This window comes from Streptomonospora nanhaiensis, from assembly GCF_026642255.1.
GTDB lineage: Bacteria > Actinomycetota > Actinomycetes > Streptosporangiales > Streptosporangiaceae > Nocardiopsis > Nocardiopsis tropica.
Genome location: NZ_CP113264.1, coordinates 5,335,034 through 5,352,292 on the forward strand (window position 1 = coordinate 5,335,034; position 17,259 = coordinate 5,352,292).

Below are 17,259 nucleotides of genomic sequence, written 5' to 3' on the forward strand. Positions count from 1 at the left end.
TGACCGTACTCTCCGCGTCCCCAGCATAGGAGGGCCCGCGCGCGGGCGTGCCGCCGTGCCGCGGGGCGGCGGCCTCCCCGGGAGGCGCCCCGGCCCGCCCGGTTCGCGGCCCCGGTCGCGTTCCCGGACCGGCGGGAGGGGCCGTGTCCTGCCCGTCCTCCCCGGCCCGGGCCCCTACAGCCCGAGCAGCGTGCGCAGGTGGCGCGGGGGCGGGGAGCCGTGGGCGAGCATCGCGTCGTGCCGCTCGCGCTCGCTGAGCGAGGGGCGCGCGGCGGCGAGGTCCCGGGCGATGTCGGACACCTCCGCGTAGCCCACGTAGTAGGTGGACAGCTGCGCGCTGGTGAGCTGGGCCCGGCGCCACTTGCCCACCGCCTCGCCCTCCTCCTGGTGGCCCCGCCGCGTCAGCAGGGAGATCGCCTCGGCCTCGGCCAGGTCGCCCGTGTGCAGGCGCACGTCCAGGATCGCGTTGAGGATCATCCGCAGGCGCATCTTGAGCTGCACCAGGCGCAGGGCCAGGTTCTCCCGGGGGTCCTCGGCCCAGCCGTGCCGGGCGAGGAGCTCCTCCGCGTAGACCGCCCACCCCTCGATGAAGGTGCCGCTCCACAGGACGTTGCCGACCCGGGTGCCGCCGGTGTGGCGCGCCGCGTGGGCGAGCTGGAGCGCGTGGCCCGGCACCGCCTCGTGGACCATGAGGTTGCGCAGCATGCTCGCGTTGTACTCGCGGAAGAACGACGCCCGGCGCTCGGCCGGCCAGTCGGCGGGCGGCGGGGCGACCGCCACCAGCGTCGGCCGCTCCAGGACCGCGGGGTCCAGCGGGGTGGGGACGACCGCGCCGAAGGCGTCCCTGGAGGGGGGCGCGGGGAGGCGGGCGGGCGGGTCGCAGTAGGCCACGGCCACGCCCCTGCGCGACTCGGGCATCGGGATGATCCGGACGGGGTCGTCGTACACCGTCACCAGGTCGAGCCCGCGCACACGCCCGTCGAGGTGCATGAGCGCGTCGGCGCAGGCCGGGCGCACGGTGTCGGCGTCCGTGGCGTTCTCCGCGGCGAGCGCCGCCAGCACGTCCGCCACCTGGCCCTCGCGGCGGGGCCGGCCCTCGTACTCGGCGGCCGCCTCGGCGATCGCCTCCTCCGTGGCCAGCAGGTCGCTCTCGGCGCGCACCAGGAGCGCGTCGGGCGACAGCTCGGAGTCGAGCGTGTACCAGAGCTGGGCGGCGAAGTCCCGGGCGCCCAGCCGCGGGTCCGCGGTGGCCCCCTCCATCCGGCCGCGGAGCCAGTCCGCGTACTCCTCCACCGCGGCCAGGGCTGCCAGGCGCTCCGGTTCGAGCCGGGAGGGCGCCGACGGCTCCTGTGCGGCCAGCGCGGGCACGCCCGAGGCCAGCATGGCCCTGGCCCCGTCGAGCTGCGCCAGGGCCGTCTCGACGTGCACACGGGGCATGCCCGGTCCCTCGGACAGGCGGGCGCGCGCGGTGGCGAGGTAGTCGGGCAGCGCGGCGCAGCGCGAGGCCAGGGCGGCCAGGCGCTCGGAAAGGGGGAGGGTGTCGCGCTCCAGGAGGGCGTAGAGGGCCTCTCCCGGCGAGTACAGGAGCGGGTCCCACGTGCGGGGCCGCAGCTCGGTGGTGTGCCACAGGTCCGCGCTGATCCTCGACCGCAGGACCTCCAGGTCGACCAGGTCGCCCGCGGGGACGAGGTCGCCGTCGATCTCGTCCAGGGAGCCGAGGGCGTCGGTGAGCACCGCGACGCGGTGCGCGTCGGCCTGCGCCGACAGGTCGGAGAGGCGGGCCGCGCCCCGGGGGTCGCCCAGGTCGAGCGCCCACTCGGGGGCGTCGTCGAGAAGGAAGTCGAGCACCCGCTCGGCCACCTCGCGGAACCGCCGTGTCATCGCCTCTGCGCCGGGCTGGGAGGAAGAGCTCATCCCGCCATGATGCCAGCACGGACGCCCGGTTCCCGCGTCGCGGGAACCGGGCCGTGCTCTGTGCGGGACCCCGGCCCGGGTTGGCCCAGAAGCCTGCGGGCTAACGCCAGGAGTTCTGACCGCCCGTGGAAGTGGGCTGTCCTGCGGCGCCCTCGGGGTCCCCCACCGTGATGGCGTGCTCGACGAGGGTGATGAGCGTCGACTTGGTGGAGGCCTTGTCACGGGCGTCCACCTGGACGATGGGGATCTCCGGGCTGAGCGTCAGAGCGTCCCGGACCTCGTCCGCGGCGTGGGGGTAGTAGCCGTCGAAGCCGTTGATCCCCACGATGAACGGCAGGCGCGCCTCCTCGAAGTAGTCGATCGCCGGGAAGCAGTCCGCCAGGCGGCGGGTGTCCACCAGCACGACGGCGCCGATCGCACCCTTGACCAGGTCGTCCCACATGAACCAGAACCGGTGCTGTCCGGGTGTGCCGAACAGGTACAGGATCAGGTCGGAGTCGAGGGAGACGCGGCCGAAGTCCATCGCCACGGTGGTGGTCTGCTTGTCCGGCGTCTTGGCGAGGTCGTCCACCCCGACGCTGGCGCTGGTCATGACCGCCTCGGTGGTCAGCGGCACGATCTCGGAGACGGAGCCAACGAATGTCGTCTTCCCGACACCGAAGCCCCCGGCGACGACGATCTTGACCGACGTCATCGCGTTCCCCCCAGCACCGCCTTCCTCGGCTGGGCTAGAGCTTGCGAAGTCCACTGAGCACCCTTTCAAGCAGGTTGGTGTTGGGACGGGCTTCGTTGTTGAGCGAGGACCTGATCTGGACCAGTCCCTGCTCGGACATGTCCGCCACAAGCACCCGCGCCACGCCGAGCGGCATCCGCAGCAGCGCGGAGATCTCCGCCACGGAACGCCATTCCCGGCACAGGTCGCTGATCGCCTGCCATTCGGGCGTCAGCGTCCCAGACTCGTTACGGGCCGCGGCGGTCGCCGAGATCAGAGCTTCCAGGGGAAGCTGCGACTTCGGCTTGGTGCGTCCCTTGGTGACCGCGTAGGGGCGGACCAGAGAACTGGGCGCGCTCCCCGCCGCGGGTCGTTGTTCGTACTGTTGTTGGATTGGTCGAGGAACATCTCCGCCGCCCGGCACGGCCGGCGTCCCCCCGGTGGGGGGTCCGCCCGGCTGTTGTCCGAACCACGAGGCGCTCCCGGCATCTCTACTGTGAGGTGCCACCACTTCCTCCTGTCGGTGGTGGATCAGTGGATTCCCGAGGTGCGCGCCGTTGGTGTCAGCGCCCGCCCCGCCCGCTCGACGAGCAGGGTCATCTCGTACGCGACCAGGCCGAGGTCGCTCTCCGCCGCCGCCAGGACCGCGAGGCAGGAGCCGTCGCTGATGGCCATGATGAGCATCAGCCCCCGCTCCATCTCCACCACGGTCTGGGCGACCGCCCCACCTTCGAACACCCGGGCCGCGCCCTGCGTCAGGCTCGACAGACCGGAGGCGATCGCCGCCAGCTGGTCGGCCCTGTCAGCCGGGAACCCCGCCGACGAGGCCAACGGAAGGCCGTCTGAGGAGACGACGATCGCGTGGGCGACGTCAGGGACCCGGTCGGCAAAGTCAGTGATCAACCAGTTGAGTTCATTCACCTGTCGACTCATCTGATCTCCTGTCCAATTCGCCGGCTTGGTCTCTCGGCACTGCTACCGCCGGCACGGCATGTGACAGCACTGCCTCTAGGAACTGCCCGGCCCCTCCCGTGGGGGTGGCCGGGAGTCTGGTGTTCTGCTCTGGTCAAGCCGTGGGTGCGGCGCGTCCGAGAAGCTCGGTAGATGCTATTGCATCCGGCTTCCCCGAATAAGGGGGACCCCGTCCCACCAGGTTGCACTGGGGTCACTCCTCCGTACCTTCGCCGAGCTGGTTCCGGCCGTCGCGGACACCCTTCTGGAAACCAGAGAAGCGGTTTCGGACACGGTCCGCACTACGAGTGGGCATCTGCTTGAAGTTCTCCGGCTTGGGGGCTGTTCCTGGGACAAGGTTTGCCTTGGGAACCCGTTTTGGCAAGCCCGACGTGGTGAGGCCGCCCGCGAGCGGCTCGGCTGCGGTGCGCGCGGCCTTCCAGCCGCGGTCGGCCGCGGAGTTCCACTCCTGCTCGGAACGGGTGTCCTGACCGTTCGCCGCGGGCTGGGGGCGCTGGGCCGACCGGGTCGGCTGCGCCCGGCGGTCCTGGTTCGGGTCGACCTGCTGGATCGGACCGGTCTCGGTCGTGTCCACGGTGGGCCCGCCTGTGCGGCGCTTGAACCAGTTGGACTCGATCGCGTCGAAGATCGGCAGCGAGTCGTTGTCCTCGCCCGACGGGCTCGGCGGCACGACGGTGTTGTTCGGCCCCTGGGTCCCTCCGTAGCGGCGGGAGAGGTAGGCGGTGGAGCCGTAGCCCTCGCGCGTGTCGCCGCCGCCCGAGCGCCAGTTCCCGGTCTCGTTGGACGAGGGGGCCTGGGGCTGCTGGGTTCCGGCGTTCCAGTCGGAGGCGACGGCCGGGAAGGTCTCGGTGTCGTCCCCTCGCGCCGGGGCCGCAGGGCGCTCGTGGGCCCCCGCGTCGCGGCCCGCGCCCTCGTCCCTGCCGAAGACGCTCCGTTCGGACTGTCCGCCGCTCTGCGACGCCGACCCGGTGTTGCCGAAGGCGTCGTAGGAGTCGGCGGCCCCGGCCGGGCGCCGGAAGGCGCTGGTGTCGGTGACGGGACGGCGGAAGGACCCGGTGTCGGCGGGACGGCCGAACGCTCCGGTGTCGGAGGAGCGGTCGGCGGACCCGTTGTCGCGGAAGGGCGAGTCGCTCCCCGCGTCGGAGCGGGGGGCCGGGTCGAAGAGGCTGCGTCCGCCGGTCTCCGGCTTCGGGCCCCGGTCGTCGTCCTCGGGCGTGTCGTAGGGGTCCACGACCGGTCGGCCGTTGGCGCCGGCGTCCGCCCCGGTGGTCCCGGAGCCCTTGGCGGTGCCCCAGACGTCGGAGCCGCTGCTCTGCCAGAGGTCCTGGCCGCTGGGCGGGTGCTCGTCGGAGCGGACGGTGCCGGGCTGGCGCTTGGGCAGTCCGCCGAAGTCGCCCGCGCCGGAGTCGGCCCCCTGGGTCTGCCAGGGGTCGCCGGGCTCGCTCGCCGCCGGGCTGGAGGCGAAGGCCGCCTGGGCGTCGGCGAAGGTGTCCGGCGCCCCGGAGGTGAGCTCGGGCCGGCTGTCGGCCACGCCCAGGGCGTGCTGCCCCTCGACGGGGGTGATCAGCAGGTCCGGCGGGAAGGTGACGTGGGCGGTGGTACCGCCGCCGTGCGCCTCCTCGAGACTGAGCTTGACGCCGTGGCGGTGGGCCAGGCGGGAGACCACGAACAGGCCCATGCGGCGCGAGACGGCGACGTCGATGACCGGCGGGGCGGCCAGGCGGGCGTTGATCGCCGCCAGGTCCTCCGGGGCCATGCCGATGCCGCTGTCGGTGACGTCGACCTGCACGCCGCCGTTGTCGAGGGTCTTGGCGCTGACCAGGACCTCGGTGTCGTGCGGGGAGAACGAGGTGGCGTTCTCCACCAGCTCGGCGACGAGGTGGATGACGTCGTTGACGGGGCGGCCGAGCACCGAGATGTGGGAGGGGGCGCGCACGTTGACGCGCTCGTACTGCTCGACCTCGGAGACCGCGCCGCGCAGGACGTCGACCAGCGGGACGGGCTGGGCCCACTTGCGGGTGTTGTCCTGACCGGAGAGGACCAGCAGGTTCTCGTTGTTGCGGCGCATGCGCGTGGCGAGGTGGTCCAGCTGGAACAGGTCGGAGAGCCGGTCGGAGTCCTGCTCGGACTGCTCCAGGCCGTCGATCAGGCGCAGCTGCCGCTCCACCAGGGTCTGGCTCCGGCGGGACAGGTTGACGAACATCGCGTTGACGTTGCTGCGCAGGGCCGCCTCGTCGGAGGCCAGGGTCAGGGCCACGCGGTGGACGTCGTCGAAGGCGCGGGCGACCTCGCCGATCTCGTCGTTGCTCTCGACCTCGATCGGGGTGACCTTGACCGCCTCGGGGACCGAGCCGGCCTCCTGCATCCGGTTGATCGCGTCGGGCAGGTCGCGCTCGGCGACCCGGCGGGCGCCGTCCTCCAGGGTGCGCAGCGGGCGCACCAGGGAGCGGACCACCAGGGAGGTGAGGACGAAGACGGCGAGAAGCACCAGGGCGACGACGAGGAGGTCGGTGAGGGCGCGCATCATGGCGCCGGCCCGCAGGTCGTTGGCCTCGGCGGCGATGCCCTCGGCGATCTCCTCCTCGACCGTCTGGAGGCGCTCCAGCGCGACGTCGGCGATGTCCTTGTACGCGTCGGGGCCGTCGTTGGCGGTCACACCGGTCAGCGGGTCGTCGCGCTCGGCGCGGTACATGACGCGCATGCGCATGGTGGAGACCTGGCTGACCTCCAGGCCGGTGAAGTGCTCGTCGAAGACGGCGCGCTGCTCGGTGGAGGCGGCCTGGACGAAGTTCGAGATCTCGTTCTCGTAGCGGGCGCGGCTGGAGTCGATGGCCTCGGAGATGCCGCCGGTCATCGAGTCGCGGGCCAGCGAGTGGCTCATCAGCGCCGTCTCGTACGAGAGCTGGTCGCGCGCGTTGGAGAGCGCGGTGAGCGTCCGGACGCTCTCGCGCAGGGCGGTGTCGCCGGTGTCGTCCGCGATCGTCTGGTTGAACTCGGTCAGCGCGCGGGAGACGGTGCGGTACTTGGTGACGACGGGGAGGACCGTGATGCGGGTCTCGTCGACCTCGGTGCGCAGGGCGTCCAGGGTCGCGATCTGGCTCCGCATGCCGGTGAGCCGGTTGTTGGCGAGGGAGCCCTCGACCTCGCCGATGTCGTCGAGCCGGGCCGTGAGGCTCTGCTGGAGGTCGCGGGTCGCGTTGCGCTGCTCCTCCATCTCCTGCCGGAGGTCGTCCGACCGCCGCGCGGGGTCGGCGTTGTCGGAGATGTACACCGCGCTCGCGGTGCGCTCGCGGCCCAACTGGTTGGCCAGCTGCACGATGAGGACGCCGATCTCGGCGCGGTCCTCGATGTGCGCGTGGGTGACGGTGGAGACCGCTGCCTCGTAGACCCTCAGTCCGCCGAGCGCGAGCGCCACGGCGGTGGGGATGACGATGAGGGCCACCAGCCGGGAGCGCACCCGCCAGTTGCGTGGCTGCCACCGTTTGGCTCTGCGCTGGGGCGCGGCGTCGGCGTTTTCGGCCTGCGCCGCCGCGCTCTGAGCGCTGGCCCCGTCTTTTGTCGCTCGTGTCGACACGGACCCTCGCAACCTTTCGTGTCACCGCCTCGAGCGGTTGGTTGGACCCCAGGGGCCGACCACTCCGGCCGAAGACTCTTCGGGGAAAAACGGTGGGGACCACGTGGGCCACCGAACCAGGAGCGGTGGGGAATGTGGGGAGATGTGAAGACTGTCCGCCGGACTCGCCTGGGAGGAGAGGCTGCGCGCACCCAAAAGCTTCAGGAGGTGCGCGTGCGGTGGATAGCGTACCAATGCGTGCGAAGGTATCGCTTCCGCCGTTTGACGGCGATGGACAAGATCATCTTCGTCCGCCTAGCAGCATAATGCCCTCAATGTCGGCATTATGGCTAATCCCCCAGGTCAGACATAGCGACCGAAACCCACTCAGGTGGCCAGGTAACTTTTTGGACACACCACCAGCTTCCCCATCAAGACTCCCCCGACATGACATCGTGACAAGACGTAGACGCAGGTCCTGAGGAGGAAGCGGAGATGCGTGCATCGCCTTGCCCCGGTGCGGCTACCGTGCGCAGCGGAACGCATTCGGACGGTCCGGTCCCAGGAAGGGAAGCCGCCTCCCGGAACCGGTCCATTTCGGTCACCGCCGCACTTCCGCTGGGTCTCCTGGCCCTTCTCGCCCTGTCCGCGACCCCGGGGGCCGCAGCCGACGACACGACCGGGGCGGCCACCCTCGGGGACGTGCGCGTCGAACTGGCCGAACTGCGCGCGGGCACAGAGGTCCTACGACAGGAGGCCCTCGGCAAGATCGAGCGCTACGCGGAGGAGAGCGAGCGCCTGGAGGAGTTGGCCGAACGGAGCGCCGAGGCGGCCGAGCGCGCGGACGCCGCCGGCGAGCGCGGCGAGGAGGCCAGGATCGCCGCCGCCCGCCAGGCGGCGGCCGTCTACATGGGCGCCGACGTGGGACCGGTGCACGCGTGGGGCGGGTCCGAGGGCCCCTCGGGCATGCTCGAACGCGGAGCCCTCCTGCACGTACTGGGGGAGCACAGGGCCGCCGAGCTGGACCGCGCAGGGGCTGCGCGGGTCGTGGCCGACACCGTCGACGGCCTGGCCGAGACCGCCGAGCGGGAGCAGGCGGAGGCGGTGGAGGCAGCGGCGGCGGCCCGCGAGGAGGCTGTGGAGGCCGTCACGGCCCAGGAGGAGCGGACCGCATGGCTCCTGGAGGAGCAGACCCGCCTGGAGGCCCGGCTCGCGGAGGTCGGCGACGCGGGGGGCAGGGAGCGGCGCCGTGAGGAGACCCTGCGCAACGCGCGCGCGGCGTTGTCATCCACCGATGGAGACAACGGTGAACGGAACAATGCCAGCGATGACAGAAACGGCCGGGAAGCGCGGCAATCGCCCGCCGCGGACACGGGGTGCGCGCGGGGGGAGGCCGCGGCCCATGCCAACGGCCGCATGCCGGAGTCGGTGCTGTGCCCCCTCCCCCAGCCCGGCGAACGGCTGCGGGCCGACGCCGCCGAGGCCTTCATAGAGCTCGACGGCGCCTACCGCGAGACGTTCGGCCGCCCCATGTGCGTGACCGACTCCTACCGCCCCTACCACGAGCAGGTGAGCCTGTTCCACGAGATGGTGCCCGGCATGGCCGCGCGCCCGGGCACCAGCCGGCACGGGCTGGGTGTGGCCGTGGACCTGTGCGGGGGCGTGCACGAGGCGGGGTCCCCCGAACACGAGTGGATGCTGGCCCATGCCCCCGGGTACGGCTGGGACAACCCGCCCTGGGCGCGCGGCGGGTTCGAGCCCTGGCACTGGGAGTTCACGCCCTGACGGCGGTCCCGGCCCCGGCGCCGCTCAGACCTGGGAGCCGACCCGGACCTCGAAGGTCCCCAGGACGCCCGCGTCCACGAACAGTTCGTCGTCCTCGTCCAGGCGCGGGGTGGAGACGGGCAGGAGGACGCGCATCCGGCCCGCTCCGGAGGGGCCCGACACCAGCCAGGCGTCGGCCGGGTCCGCGATCCCCCGGCCGACCTCCCTGTCGTCCACCGAGGCGCTCAGCTCCAGCGGCGCCCCCGGCACCTCGTCGGCGGTGGTCAGGACGGGCCCCAGGCTCAGCTGCACCGCGGCTCCGCCCTCGTCCAGCCACAGGCAGGCGGGTGTGTAGGCGCTCGCCGGACCGTCGCCGCCGGCGACGGCCGCCACGCCCACCAGCGCCGTCCGCGCGGCGGGCGGGACCGCGTCGTCCGAGCCCTGCACGAGCTCCGGGTGGATCTCCCACACCTCGCCGCCGACCAGGGCCGGCACCAGGGCCGTGGGGGTCACCGGTGCGCACATGCGCGCCTCCGGCTCGACGATGATCTCGACCGGCGCGGCGGCGGCCCGCCCGCCGGCCGCGGCCAGGGCGTCGCCGCCCGCCGCGAGCAGGTCCGCCAGGCCGCCGGGGTCGGGACTGCCCAGCACGTCCCCGTCCTCCAGCACCCCGACGCGCTCGCCCCCGCCACTCGGCGAGAGATAGGTCACCCAGCGCATGCGCTTCTCCTTTTCCACGCGGGAGCGGAAGCGCCTCAGAGGACAGCGGTCGGGCTGTGCTCCTTGCCCGTCCCGGCGCACCCCCGGCACGGCTCGTCGACCCTGAGCCAGACGATCACACCGCTCCCGTCCCGGTGCGGCCGCTCGGGCCGCCACCATCCCGTTCCGGAACAGAACCGGCACTCGACGCCGTCCTGGTCGCACCACCCGCACGACGAAATCGCGCACCGGGTGTGTGTCGGTCCCCGCATCGGCTCCATGCGCTCCCACCGTCTCCAGCGAAATCGCGACCAGCCTTGCACAGCGGTGGTACGCGAGTCCAGCCGGGCCGGGGGCGAACCGCCGGGTCAGAGGCGCTTCGCGGGGCGTCGCGGCGCGGGGTCAGCCGGACTCGCGCACCACCAGGTGGGTGTCGAGGGTGACCGTCTCGGCCTCGACCGTGCGGGGGATCGCCACGTCGACGAGCAGTCGCGCCATCTCCCGGCCCATCTGGACCGTGGGCTGGTGGATGGTGCTGAGCGGCGGGTCGCTGTGCTGGGCCATGACCGTGTCGTCGTAGCCCACCAGGGCCACGTCGTCGGGCACCCGCAGCCCGCGCTCGCGCAGCACGCGCATGCCGCCGATGGCCATCATGTCGGAGCCCGCGAACACGGCGTCCGGCGCCGGACCGGTGTCCAGGAGGCGCGCCATGGCCTCGGCTCCCCCCTCCACGCTGAAGTCCCCGCGGACCACGAGGCGCTCGTCCACCTCGATCCCGGCCGAGGCCATGACGTCGCGGTAGCCGCGAAGGCGCTCCTGGCCGGCGTTCATGTCCAGCGATCCGGTGATGGTGGCCACCCTGCGGTGACCGCGGTCCAGCAGGTACCGGGTGGCCGCGCGGGCGCCGCCGTAGTTGTCGATGTCCACGCAGTACGGGGCGGGCTGGTCCGGGGAGTGGGGGCGGCCGCCGTGCACGACCGGCACGCCCGCCTCGGCCAGGCGCGTGGAGAGCGGGTCGTCGCGGTGCTGGGACACCAGGAGCGCCCCGTCCACGTGGAACCCGCTGAGGTAGTCGCCCACGCGCTTGTGCTCGGCCTCGGTACGTGCCGTGGTCAGCATCAGCTGGAGGTCGCGCTCGTGCAGGACCGAGCTGACGCCGCGGATGATGTCGGCGAAGAAGGGGTCCGCGAACAACCGGTCGCGCGGTTCGGAGACGACCAGCGCGATCGTGTCCGTGCGCCGGGTGACCAGGGTGCGCGCGGCCTGGTTCGGACTGTAGCCCAGTTCGGCGATCGCGTTGTGCACGGCTTCCCGGGTGTGCGGACTCACCTGGGCGGAGCCGTTGATCACCCGGGAGACGGTACCGCGGCCGACCCCGGCCCGCTCCGCCACCATCTCCAGGGTCGGACGCTGCCGACCGCCACCGCTCTTGGCCACTTCGAGGCTCCCTCTGGGGTTCGTGTTCCGCCGCCCCGGGGCGGGCCCCGGGGCGGCGGTGTGTTCGACGGACGCTCTCATGGTGTCGTCCCGCCGGGAACGACGGTGTGGGGCGCCCCGGAGGACGCCCCACTGCCGTCCGCGGCCCACCGGGCCGCCGGCGCCTGTACGCCCGCGCCTACCGCTCGGGGAACCGGCCCGTCCCAGCAAGTGTGGCGTACCAGAGCCCGCTGTCCTTGACGGTCCTGCGCTGGGTCTCGTAGTCGACGTGCACGATCCCGAACCGGCGGGAGTATCCCCACGCCCACTCGAAGTTGTCCAGGAGCGACCATGCGAAGTACCCGCGCAGGGGGATCCCGGCGCGGACGGCCTCTCCGGCGGCCCTCAGGTGGCCCTCGTAGTAGTCGGTGCGCTCGGTGTCGTGGACCCGCCCGTCCTCGGTCACGGTGTCCTCGAAGGCGCAGCCGTTCTCGGTGACGTAGAGGTCGATGCCGCCGCTCTCACCGGCCAGGCGCTGGAGCACGTCGTACAGCCCGGTGGGGTCGATCTCCCATCCCATGTGGGTGACGGGGAGCCCCTGGGAGACGTGCACCTCCTCCGGGTCCGAGGCCAGCCAGGCGTTCCCGCCCTCGCCGCTGACCAGTTCGGGGTCCAGCCCCTTGGCGGAGGCGGCGACGAACTCCGGCGAGTAGTAGTTCACACCGAGGAAGTCCAGCGGCGCGGAGATGGTCTCCAGGTCTCCGTCGGAGACGAAGGAGAAGTCGCTGATCTCGGCGAGGTCCTCCAGGACGTCCGCCGGGTAGCGCCCCTTGAAGAGCGGGTCGGTGAAGATCCGGTTGCGCACCCCGTCCGCGCGGCGCGCGGCGCGGGCGTCGGCCGCGGTGGGGCCGTGGGGGCGGATGACCGCCTGGTTGTGGGCCAGCCCGACCTTGGCCGGGTGCCCCGTGGAGCGGATGGCCTCCACCGCCAGGCCGTGGCCGAGCAGCAGGTGGTGGGTGGCGGCCACGGCCTGGGCCGCGTCCTTGTGGCCGGGCGCGTGGTGGCCGTTGTGGTAGCCGAGGAAGGCCGAGCACCAGGGCTCGTTGATGGTCATCCAGTGGCCGACGCGGTCGCCGAGGGCCTCGGCGACGACCTGGGCGTAGTCGCGGAAGCGGTAGGCGGTGTCGCGGGCGGGCCAGCCCCCGGCGTCCTCCAGCGGCTGGGGCAGGTCCCAGTGGTACAGGGTCGCCCAGGGCTGGACCCCGGCCTCCAGGAGGGAGTCGACGAGGCGGTCGTAGAAGTCGATCCCGGCCTGGTTGACGGCGCCGGAGCCCTCGGGGACGATCCGCGGCCACGCCACGGAGAAGCGGTACGCCCCGAGGTTCATCTCCTTCATGAGCGCGACGTCTTCGGCGTAGCGGTGGTAGTGGTCGTCGGCGGGGTCACCGGTGTCGCCGCCCAGGACCTTGCCGGGTGTCTCGGCGAAGGTGTCCCAGATGCTGCGGCCCCGGCCGTCCTCGGTGGTGGCGCCTTCGATCTGGAACGAGGCGGTCGCCGCCCCCCAGAGGAAGCCCTCGGGGAAATCGTTGCGGTTGCTCACTTCTTCGGTACGCACCTTCCGTGACGAGGGGACATCGTTGTGGGAGCGCTCCCATAAAACAAACAGAGTAGTACCCCGATGTCAATCGACCGGATGCAGGCCGAAACCCAACCGTTACGCGGGGGCGCCTGCGCCGCGCGCGGGCGCCCCCGGGGGGGGCTCAGTCCTCGGAGGCCCCGCCGCCGACGGGGAGCACGATGCCCTCCCAGCGCTCCTCCATGAACCGGCGCACCTCGTCGCTGTGCAGCAGCTCGTCGAGCCTGACCACGTCCTCGGCGTCGGCGTCCTCGGACCGCACGACCAGGCCGTTGGCGTACTGGTTGTCCTCGGTGCCCTCCCAGGCGAGGGCGTTGGCCGTCGCGGGCAGGTCCGCCTCCAGGGCGTAGTTGCCGTTCACGACGGCCGCGTCCAGGTCCTGGAGCGAGCGCGGCAGCTGGGCGGCCTCCACCGGCGTGACGGTGAGGTCGAGGGGGTTCTCCTCGATGTCGTCGACCGAGGGGGCGCTCCCGCCGGTGTCGGCGAGCGTGATCACGTCCTCGGCGGCCAGGAGCTCCAGGGCGCGCCCCATGTTCGAGGTGTCGTTGGGGACGCCCACCTCTCCGCCCTCGGGCAGGTCGGCCAGGTCCGTGAGCTCCTGCGAGTAGACGCCGAACGCCTCCAGGTGCACGTCCGACACGTAGCTCAGGTCCGCGTCGGGGTTGCCCTCCAGGTACTCGTCCAGGAAGGGCGCCGTCTGGTAGTAGTTCACGTCCAGCTCGCCCTCCGCCAGGGCGGCGTTGGGCTGGTTGTAGTCGGTGTACACCACCACGTCCAGGTTCAGGCCCGCGTCCGCCGCCAGGTTCTCGTCGACGAACTCCAGGATCTCCGCGTGCGGCATCGGCGTGGCGCCGATCCGCAGCGTCGTCAGCCCCTCGGCGTCCGTGCCCTCCTGGGCCCGCTCGCTGGGGCTGCCGCAGGCCGCCAGCACGGCCGCGGCCAACCCCGCGGCGGCGGCCCCCCGCGCCACTCGTGCCCTCGTACTCCCGGTCATCGCTGTCTCCTTCCTCGTCGGTCAGAAAAATCGGGGGGTCGGGGGGAGTGCGGGAGGGGGCGGGCCCGCGGCCCGCCCCCGGGGTCGCCGGCCGTCGGACGGGACCCGGTCAGCGCCGTGACAGGCGGCGCACCAGCAGGTCGCCGATGCTCTGCGCGATCTGGACGATCACGATCAGCAGGATGACGGTGGCCCACAGGTAGTGGTCGTTGAACCGCTGGTAGCCCTCGCGGATGGCCAGGTCCCCCAGTCCCCCGCCGCCGATGGCGCCCGCCATCGCGGAGTAGGAGATGAGGGCGACCACGGTCATCACCAGGCCCGCGATCAGGCCGGGCAGGGCCTCGGGCAGCAGCACCTTGCCCACGATCGTGAAGCGCCGGGTGCCCATCGCGTGCGCGGCCTCGACGACGCCGCGGTCGACCTCCCGCAGGGAGGTCTCCACCAGGCGGGCGAAGAACGGGATGGCGCCGATGCTCAGGGGCACGATCGCCGCGGTCGGGCCCAGGGTGGTGCCCACCAGGAAGCGGGTCAGGGAGAGCACCGCCACCATCAGGACGATGAACGGGAGCGAGCGGCCGATGTTGACGACCGCGCTCAGGACGGCGCGCACGGCCGGCGCCGGGGTCAGCCCTCCCCGGTCCGTGGACACCAGGAGCACGCCCAGCGGCAGGCCGACCAGCACGCTGATGAGCGTCGCCCACACCACCATGTAGACGGTGTCCTGGGTGCCCAGCCACAGGCTGGGCCACATGTTCGGCCAGTCCTGGACGAACGCGACGATCGCGCCCCAGGCGCTGCCGCCGTCGGCCGCGGACGCCGCGAGGGTGGGGGCGTCGGTGGGGTTGGTCATCACTTTCCGGCCTCCTCGACCAGCAGGCCGTGCTCGGACAGGTAGGCGAGCGCCTCGGCGCGGCGGGCGCCGCGCATGTCGACGCTCAGACGGCCGACGGACTGCCCGGCGACCTGCTCCACGCCGCCGCCCAGGATGTTGACGTCGACGTCGAAGCGGCGGGTGAGCTCGGACATGAACGGCTCGTCGAAGGAGCGCGGGTAGGTGATGAACACCGTCTCCGGGCCGCCGTTGGCGGGCAGCGGGAAGAGGGAGCGCGCGAGCAGCGACCCCGGCGTGCCGATCAGGTCGAGGACCCGGCCCGACTCCAGGAACACGCCCTTCTCCATGATCGCAGCGGAGTCGCAGATCCGCTTGATCACGTCCATCTCGTGCGTGATGAGGAGGATGGTGAGGCCCAGCTCGTCGCGCAGGCGTCGCAGCAGGGCGAGGATCGAGTCGGTGGTGGCGGGGTCCAGCGCGGACGTCGCCTCGTCGCTGAGCAGCACCTGGGGGGCCGAGGCGAGGGCCCGGGCGATGCCGACCCTCTGCTTCTGGCCGCCGGAGAGCTGCGCGGGGTAGGCGCGCGCCTTGTCGCCGAGGCCCACGAGTTCGAGGAGTTCGCCGACGCGGGCCCGCCTGCGGGTCCTGTCGACGCCGGAGACCTCCAGGGGGAAGCCCACGTTCCCGGCGACGGTGCGCGAGGACAGCAGGGCGAAGTGCTGGTGCACCATGCCGATGTTGCGCCTCGCCGCGCGCAGCCGGGCCCCGCGCAGCGAGGTGAGCTCCTCGCCCGCGACCTCGACCGTCCCGGCGTCGGGGCGCTCCAGGAGGTTCACCGAGCGCAGGAGGGTGCTCTTGCCCGCGCCGCTCTGGCCGACCACCCCGAAGATCTCCCCGGGTTCGACATGCAGGTCGACCCCGTCCAGGGCGGTCACCTGGTGTTTCTTCAACCTGTAGGCCTTGTGCAGGCCCACTGCGTCAATCACGGTTTTCCCATCGACGTCTCAGCGGTGGTCTCACGGCGCCCTGTGCAGGAGCGCGGGGGGCTGGACTCGGCGTGGGGTTGACGCCCACGTCCGAGCGTACGGAGAGCCCCGCGGGCGGGCGGCGGCGACGCGCCGGTGCGGGTGCGCGCGGCGGGTCGGCGGGCGGGCGCCCCCGTGTGGTCGGGAGGGTCCGACACCCCCCGCGCCGCGGGGCGGCCCGGATCGGCGCGGCGGGCGGGCGGCTCCCTACGAGCGGTTCCCGGAGCGGGCCCGCAGGCCCGTGCGGGCGCGACACAGGCCCCGGCGGGAGGCCAGACACCCCGCGGTGCCGTCCGCCCGGGCGGGAATGGTGGTCGCTTGGTCGCGCTCTGGAGCCTTCACGGTCCCAAGCCAACCATGGCGGACCAGCCACTTCACCTGAATCATCATCTGAATTCAGGTTATTTAGACCACATTGACAACCTTTGTCCACCGGTGGAATCGTCCCGTCTTTCCCCAATCCCCGCGCGAGTGCCTACACTCATGACCATCCCGTGACTCCCACTCCCCCTCCGCGGCACGCGCGAGGGGCCAGGAGGGCGGGGCCGCGACGGCGGCCCGACCCCGTACGGGAACAGACGAGAAGCAGCGCCCGCCCCTCTCCCGTGCCCGACGGGAGTGTGCGCGGGCTCGAGGAGCGACCACACAGTGCAGTCCGACGACCTGAGCCGAGTGGACGATTTCGCCGACTTCTGGGCTCCCGACCCCACCGACCGCGCCCGGGGCGAAGGCCTCGCACGGGTACTCCCGGCGATCGTCCGCCCCGGCCGCGCACGCGTGGCCGCGCTCGCCGCGGGCCTGGTCGGGAGCTTCCTCGTCCTTCCCCAGACCGCCCTCGCGGCGGCGCCCATGGACCCCGAGAGCATGAGCTCCCTGCGGGAGCGCGCGGACAGCCTCAGCGAGGACTACAACGGCGAGCTCCGCGACATGGAGGGCGTCATCGCGGAGGCCGAGCGCGCGGAGAACCGCGCCGAGGGCACCCGGGAGGAGGTGGACGCCGCGCGCGAGCAGGTGCGCGCCCTGGCGGTCGCCACCTACACCAGCGGCGGCATCGACCCGTCGATGTCGCTGTTCGTGGGGGACGAGCCCGACACGGTCATCGACCGGGCCGTGGTCGTCGACTACCTCGCCACCAGCAACCAGGACAAGATCGACCAGCTCGACCAGGCCCTCTCCCGCGACGAGACCGCGCAGGAGGCCGCGGAGGAGCGGCTGGCCGAGGTCGAGGCGGACCTGGAGGAGCTGGAGGAGCGCCGCACCGAGGTGGACCGGCTGATCGCCGACCACCCCGAGCAGCCGATGGGCGGCCAGTACAACATCACCCCGCGCACCGAGCTGATGCGCCAGCGGGTCATCGACGAGTTCGGCGAGGGCCGGGACGTGGGCGGCGTGGGCTGCTACCGGGCGGTCGGCGGCTGGGTCGTCGGGGAGCACCCGCTGGGTCGGGCCTGCGACTTCATGCTGGACCCGAACGGCGGCATGCCCTCGCAGGAGCAGGTCGACCGCGGCTGGGCGATCTCCGAGTGGGCGATGGAGCACGCCGACGACTACGGGATCATGTACGTCATCTACCGGCAGCAGATCTGGGACGTGCGCCGCGGCGACACCGACTGGCGCGCGATGTCGGACCGGGGCAACCTCACCGAGAACCACTTCGACCACGTGCACATCTCGATGTTCTGAGGCCGTGCGCCGCGCCGGCCCGGGCGGGCCGGCGGTCCCATTACCCGGACGCGGGCGCG

General features: G+C 72.5%; 14 protein-coding genes. 2 read left to right on the top strand and 12 right to left on the bottom strand.

Annotation, left to right across the window (positions count from 1 at the left end):
* Nucleotides 1–174: 174 nt before the first annotated feature.
* The 5 genes from OUQ99_RS23120 to OUQ99_RS23140 form a co-directional block, all read right to left on the bottom strand.
* Nucleotides 175–1,914: a DUF885 domain-containing protein gene (locus OUQ99_RS23120; RefSeq protein ID WP_267945893.1), complete on the bottom strand. Its 1,740-nt coding sequence runs from the start codon at nucleotides 1,912–1,914 to the stop codon at nucleotides 175–177.
* A 100-nt stretch (nucleotides 1,915–2,014) separates the two neighbouring features.
* Complete coding sequence (locus OUQ99_RS23125) at nucleotides 2,015–2,608, bottom strand: GTP-binding protein (protein WP_017565656.1); 594 nt, start codon at nucleotides 2,606–2,608, stop codon at nucleotides 2,015–2,017.
* A 34-nt stretch (nucleotides 2,609–2,642) separates the two neighbouring features.
* On the bottom strand, nucleotides 2,643–3,050 hold the full coding sequence (locus tag OUQ99_RS23130; protein WP_267945894.1) for a DUF742 domain-containing protein: 408 nt from the start codon (nucleotides 3,048–3,050) through the stop codon (nucleotides 2,643–2,645).
* Nucleotides 3,051–3,157: 107 nt separating this feature from the next.
* A complete protein-coding gene (locus OUQ99_RS23135) occupies nucleotides 3,158–3,559 on the bottom strand; it encodes a roadblock/LC7 domain-containing protein (protein ID WP_014909276.1) in 402 nt (133 codons plus the stop codon).
* Nucleotides 3,560–3,791: 232 nt separating this feature from the next.
* The gene (locus tag OUQ99_RS23140) at nucleotides 3,792–7,055 is read right to left on the bottom strand and encodes a sensor histidine kinase (RefSeq protein ID WP_267950464.1); all 3,264 of its coding nucleotides are present in this window, start codon (nucleotides 7,053–7,055) and stop codon (nucleotides 3,792–3,794) included.
* 798 nt (nucleotides 7,056–7,853) lie between these two features.
* On the opposite strand from OUQ99_RS23140, the gene OUQ99_RS23145 reads away from it, so the two are divergent.
* On the top strand, nucleotides 7,854–8,936 hold the full coding sequence (locus OUQ99_RS23145) for a M15 family metallopeptidase (RefSeq protein ID WP_267945895.1): 1,083 nt from the start codon (nucleotides 7,854–7,856) through the stop codon (nucleotides 8,934–8,936).
* 24 nt (nucleotides 8,937–8,960) lie between these two features.
* On the opposite strand, the gene OUQ99_RS23150 is transcribed toward OUQ99_RS23145, so the two are convergent.
* The 7 genes from OUQ99_RS23150 to OUQ99_RS23180 all read right to left on the bottom strand — a co-directional run bounded on the left by OUQ99_RS23150 (nucleotide 8,961) and on the right by OUQ99_RS23180 (nucleotide 15,466).
* Nucleotides 8,961–9,635: a hypothetical protein gene (locus tag OUQ99_RS23150; protein ID WP_267945896.1), complete on the bottom strand. Its 675-nt coding sequence runs from the start codon at nucleotides 9,633–9,635 to the stop codon at nucleotides 8,961–8,963.
* A gap of 35 nt (nucleotides 9,636–9,670) precedes the next feature.
* Nucleotides 9,671–9,895 carry a hypothetical protein gene (locus tag OUQ99_RS23155; protein ID WP_267945897.1) on the bottom strand — a complete coding sequence of 75 codons (225 nt, stop codon included), beginning with the start codon at nucleotides 9,893–9,895 and terminating at the stop codon, nucleotides 9,671–9,673.
* 121 nt (nucleotides 9,896–10,016) lie between these two features.
* Nucleotides 10,017–11,051 (bottom strand): LacI family DNA-binding transcriptional regulator, encoded by a 1,035-nt coding sequence (locus OUQ99_RS23160; protein WP_267945898.1) that lies wholly within the window; start codon nucleotides 11,049–11,051, stop codon nucleotides 10,017–10,019.
* A 178-nt stretch (nucleotides 11,052–11,229) separates the two neighbouring features.
* Nucleotides 11,230–12,630, bottom strand: a complete 1,401-nt coding sequence (locus tag OUQ99_RS23165; RefSeq protein WP_267950465.1) for a GH1 family beta-glucosidase — start codon at nucleotides 12,628–12,630, stop codon at nucleotides 11,230–11,232.
* 160 nt (nucleotides 12,631–12,790) lie between these two features.
* Nucleotides 12,791–13,660 carry a MetQ/NlpA family ABC transporter substrate-binding protein gene (locus tag OUQ99_RS23170; protein ID WP_267945899.1) on the bottom strand — a complete coding sequence of 290 codons (870 nt, stop codon included), beginning with the start codon at nucleotides 13,658–13,660 and terminating at the stop codon, nucleotides 12,791–12,793.
* Nucleotides 13,661–13,769: 109 nt separating this feature from the next.
* Nucleotides 13,770–14,513 carry a methionine ABC transporter permease gene (locus OUQ99_RS23175; RefSeq protein WP_431061439.1) on the bottom strand — a complete coding sequence of 248 codons (744 nt, stop codon included), beginning with the start codon at nucleotides 14,511–14,513 and terminating at the stop codon, nucleotides 13,770–13,772.
* On the bottom strand, nucleotides 14,510–15,466 hold the full coding sequence (locus OUQ99_RS23180) for a methionine ABC transporter ATP-binding protein (protein WP_267950466.1): 957 nt from the start codon (nucleotides 15,464–15,466) through the stop codon (nucleotides 14,510–14,512). Before OUQ99_RS23180 ends, OUQ99_RS23175 begins: the two co-directional genes overlap by 4 nt.
* A 699-nt stretch (nucleotides 15,467–16,165) precedes the next feature.
* On the opposite strand from OUQ99_RS23180, the gene OUQ99_RS23185 reads away from it, so the two are divergent.
* Nucleotides 16,166–17,200: a coiled-coil domain-containing protein gene (locus tag OUQ99_RS23185; protein WP_267945901.1), complete on the top strand. Its 1,035-nt coding sequence runs from the start codon at nucleotides 16,166–16,168 to the stop codon at nucleotides 17,198–17,200.
* Nucleotides 17,201–17,259 lie beyond the last annotated feature (59 nt).